Raw genomic sequence first — 3,901 nt, 5'->3', positions numbered from 1 at the left:
GCCGATTCGGTTCGGCCGGTGGTCGGGTTCTGGTCCAGCCGTACGGCGGTGACCTGGACGGTGATGATCTCGGTCCCGCCCTGCACCGGGCGGTGCATCCGGTCCTTCAGCCCACCGGGCTGCAGCAGCACGTCCGCATGGTTGACCAACGCCTCCGGGGCGAACTTCGCCGCCAGACGCTCCTTCAGGTACCGCAGCTCACCCGCGTCCCACTCCGGCGCCCACGCCCGCGCGAACTCCACCTTCCGCAGCGTCGACACGATCACCGGAACCACCTGCTCGGAACCCGACATCCGCTCCACCGCGGAGAACCCCAGACCCTCACCCGCCGCCACCGACACCGGCGGATACTTCACCACCGCCTCCGCCGCCTCCAGCACCGCCCGCGCACCCGCATCCACCGGCCGCGGATCCGCATCCACCGGAACCTCCACCGCCTTCCACTCCGCACTCCCGAACACCCCCGCAGCCTCCCGCTCCACCAACGCCTCGAACCGCGCCGCCTCCCGCTCCGGCACCCGCACGAACACCACCGTGTCCGCCGACGCCACCACACCCGCACCCCCCGCACCGACCGCCTCACCCGTCGCCTCCACCGACATACGCGCCGTCAACCGGAACAACACACTCCCCCCGCCGTACGCGAGGGTGCGCAGTTCGCCGCCGCCGATGTTGGTGCCGATGGTCCGGGAGCTGGACATGGCCGCGCCGAGGCCCAGACTCACCCGCACCGTGTGGTTGTAGCCGAAGTCCGCCTTCGGATCACCCACCGTGCTGCCCACCGCCGCACTCACCGGCGTCAGACCCACCCCGCCCGACCGGGTGACCGAACTACTGGTGTTCAGGAAGCGCCGGCCCTGGTTCTTGAGGCGGATCGGGTCGGTGCTGATGCGTTGGGCGTTCAGCACCACCGCGGCCACCGTCAACTGCACCGCACCCCCACCCTCACCCGCCACGAACACCGGCGACGACACCCCACCACCCACCAGATCCACGAACCCCCGCAACAACACCCCCTCCGTCAACCACCCATGAACCCCCTCGAACACCTCCGACCCCACCGACCCCACCCCCACCGGCAACCCCGCCACCACCCGATCCCGCAACACCCCCAACCCCGACACCGACTCCGGCAACACCAACACCCCACCCAGCACCCCACTGATCCGCCGCACCACCCCCTGCACCAACCCAGCACCACCCCCCGACACCCGATCCAACTCCACCCCATCCACACCCCGCACCACACCCACACCACCCGGCACCGACACCACCGGCTCCCCCACCCCCCGCACCGGACACAACTCCCGCGGGAACCCCAACCTCAACCCCACCACCCGCTCACCCCGCACCACATCCCCCACCCCACCCGCCGGCCCCACCTCCACCGACAACACCGCCCCCGGAAACTCGAAAAACACCTCCTGCCCACCCAGCACCAACCCCCGCTTGCCCTGCGACACCGACGACGACCCCACCGACCACCCCCCACCACTCTCACCCGACACCGACGCCCCCACCACCGCCGACAACACACCCACCGGCCCCACCCCACCAAACGGAGCCAACACATTCACCCCACCCGACACCCCACGACCCGAACCCCCCGACACACCGAACCCCACCCCACGCTCATGATCCGCAGCATCCGCCACCGTCCGCCGCTGCCCGAACACCACCCGACCCGACCACGGCGCACCACCCTGACCACCCACCACCTCCCACACCGGCACCTGCCGACCCGACCCCACACCCCCCAACACCAACCGCACCACCACCTCACGACGCACCCCACCCACCACCACCACAAACCGCCAACCACCCTCCAACAACCGCCGCACCACCCCACCACCACCCAAAACACCCAACCCCCCACCCACCACAGCCTCCACAGCCCCACGCACCCCAACCCCCACACCCACCGGCACCACACCACCCACCAAACCCACCAAACCCGACCCACCACCCACCCACACACCACCCACACGCAACACCCGACCCCACACCCCCAAACCACCCGACACCACACCACCCACACCCAAACCCACCCCAAACCCCACCGGCACACCCCGCGGCGGATCCACCCGCCACAAATCAGCCCCTGCGGCCAGCAAGCGCAGCCGCCCCTCCTCCGCGGTCACGGCGGCGGCGCGGGCGGGCATCTCGGCGACTTCGCGGGCGATCACGGCCCATTTGCGGGAAGCCGCGTCGACCTCGTGCAGGTGGTCGGCCTGATCCTTGGCCAAGGCCGCCCACACCAGGCGGTCCAGCTGATCCGGGGAGTACAGCAAGGCGGCCTTCGTGCCCGGCCCGCCGGACTGCGCAAGGATGCCGCCGGCCAGGGCCGGGAGCCCCGACACGTCGCCGATCCGGCCGATCAGGTCGAGGTAGGACTCGACCCGGGCGACGGTCCGTGCGCGGGGCTCGGCACGGTCACGGGCGACGGTCTTGGCCGCGGCCAGGACCACGGGGTCGGTGATCCCGCTGTAGTCGCCGGCCTCGGCGACGGCGTGCTGGATCTCCGCCGTCCGCGCCTGCTCGTCGAGCCTGCTCCCCGGCGCCGTCTCAGCCTCGTGGTGCTGCGCAATCCGCTCCAGCAGGTCCAGCCGGGCAGAGGCCCCCTCGGCGCCCTCCAGGGCGGCCTCGGCTAGCCCGAGGACTGTCTTGCGCGTCTCCTCCAGCACGGTCGAGGAGAAGGTGACGCCGGTCGCGCCGTAGCGGGCGGCGGCCTCCTTCTGCCGAACCTCGGCCACCACATCGGGGCGGCTCGCCGCCAGGTCGGCCGCACGGGCGAGCAGGCTGATCTCCAGCGCGGTGAGCGGGCGCGACCAGGCACCGCCGACGCCGGGCTGGACGGACTCGAACCGGAGGGCCAGCCCGGCCGGGGCGTCGGACCGCCGGGCCGCGGCGAACTGCCGCTCCCCGACCTGGACGAGGACGAACGCGTTGGAGTCCGGGTAGCCGGTGCGGGTGCCCTCGGTCAGGTGTCCAGCGCCGGCGGTGATGCCGCCGGGGCCCACCACGCCGAGGTGGAGCCCGAAGGTGTCGGCCGCGATGTGCGCGGCCAACTCCGTCAGCCTGCCGGACCATCCGCCCGCGTTCTGAAGCGCCGCCAGCACCGTGGCCCGCTCGCCAGCCGCCACCAGCTGCCCGTACAGCGAACCCTCGGTGCCCAGCTGCGTGCTCAGGTGCTCGTGCATGGCCCGGCGGACCAGGTCGACCGACGGCTGCGCCTTCAGGGCCTCCGCGAGCACGGGTCCGGCCACCTCGATCAGCGCGGTGAAGAACGAGTCCGGCCCGGCCGCTGCCGTGATGCTCTCGGGCACCGGCTCGTACCCGTACTGCGCCAGCCCTTCGAGTTGCAGGCTGGTCACCCCGTGCGTCAGCACGACCGGGTTGCGCGGGGGCGTGCCCACCGAGGCGATCATCTGCGCGGCCAGCAACGCCCACGCCACCTTCAACGACGCCGTACCCAACCGCCGCACCCCGCCACCATCCACCACCACCCAGTCACCATCGGCCACCACCCGCGGCCGACCCTGCGCATCGAACGCCATCCGGCCCGACACCGCATCACCACCCGCAGTGACGATCACCTCCCCCGTCGCCCCCAGCACCCGACGACCCGACACCACATGCACCGACTCCGCCAACGACACCCCACCCGCACCCACCGCCGCCGAGAAGCACGACACCAACGCCAACGCCCCCGACCCACCCACCAACGGCAACACCCCGGCCGCACCCACCAGCACACCACCGACCTCCACACCACCCGCAGCACCATGACCCACCACCAGACGCCAACCCACCGCACCCGGCACCGCAAACGCCGCACCCCCCTCCACCGCGGAACCACCCACCCGCGGGAACCACACACCCGTCGACATCGACACCACGG

At 71.9% G+C, this 3,901-nt stretch carries 1 protein-coding gene and 1 pseudogene; one reads left to right on the top strand and one right to left on the bottom strand.

All coding sequences use genetic code 11. The features are described 5' to 3' along the window. Positions 1 to 3,596: pseudogene (locus tag SNE206_RS39735) on the bottom strand (hypothetical protein); the annotation flags it as partial. On the opposite strand from SNE206_RS39735, the gene SNE206_RS39730 reads away from it, so the two are divergent. Next, complete coding sequence (locus SNE206_RS39730) at positions 3,586 to 3,789, top strand: hypothetical protein (protein WP_407918466.1); 204 nt, start codon at positions 3,586 to 3,588, stop codon at positions 3,787 to 3,789. The pseudogene SNE206_RS39735 and the gene SNE206_RS39730 overlap by 11 nt on opposite strands. The last annotated feature ends 112 nt before the right edge of the window (positions 3,790 to 3,901 follow it).

The organism is Kitasatospora sp. NE20-6, assembly GCF_045862635.1.
The sequence above is the reverse complement of the archived record's forward strand: the minus strand, read 5'-3'. Positions and strand labels throughout refer to the sequence as shown.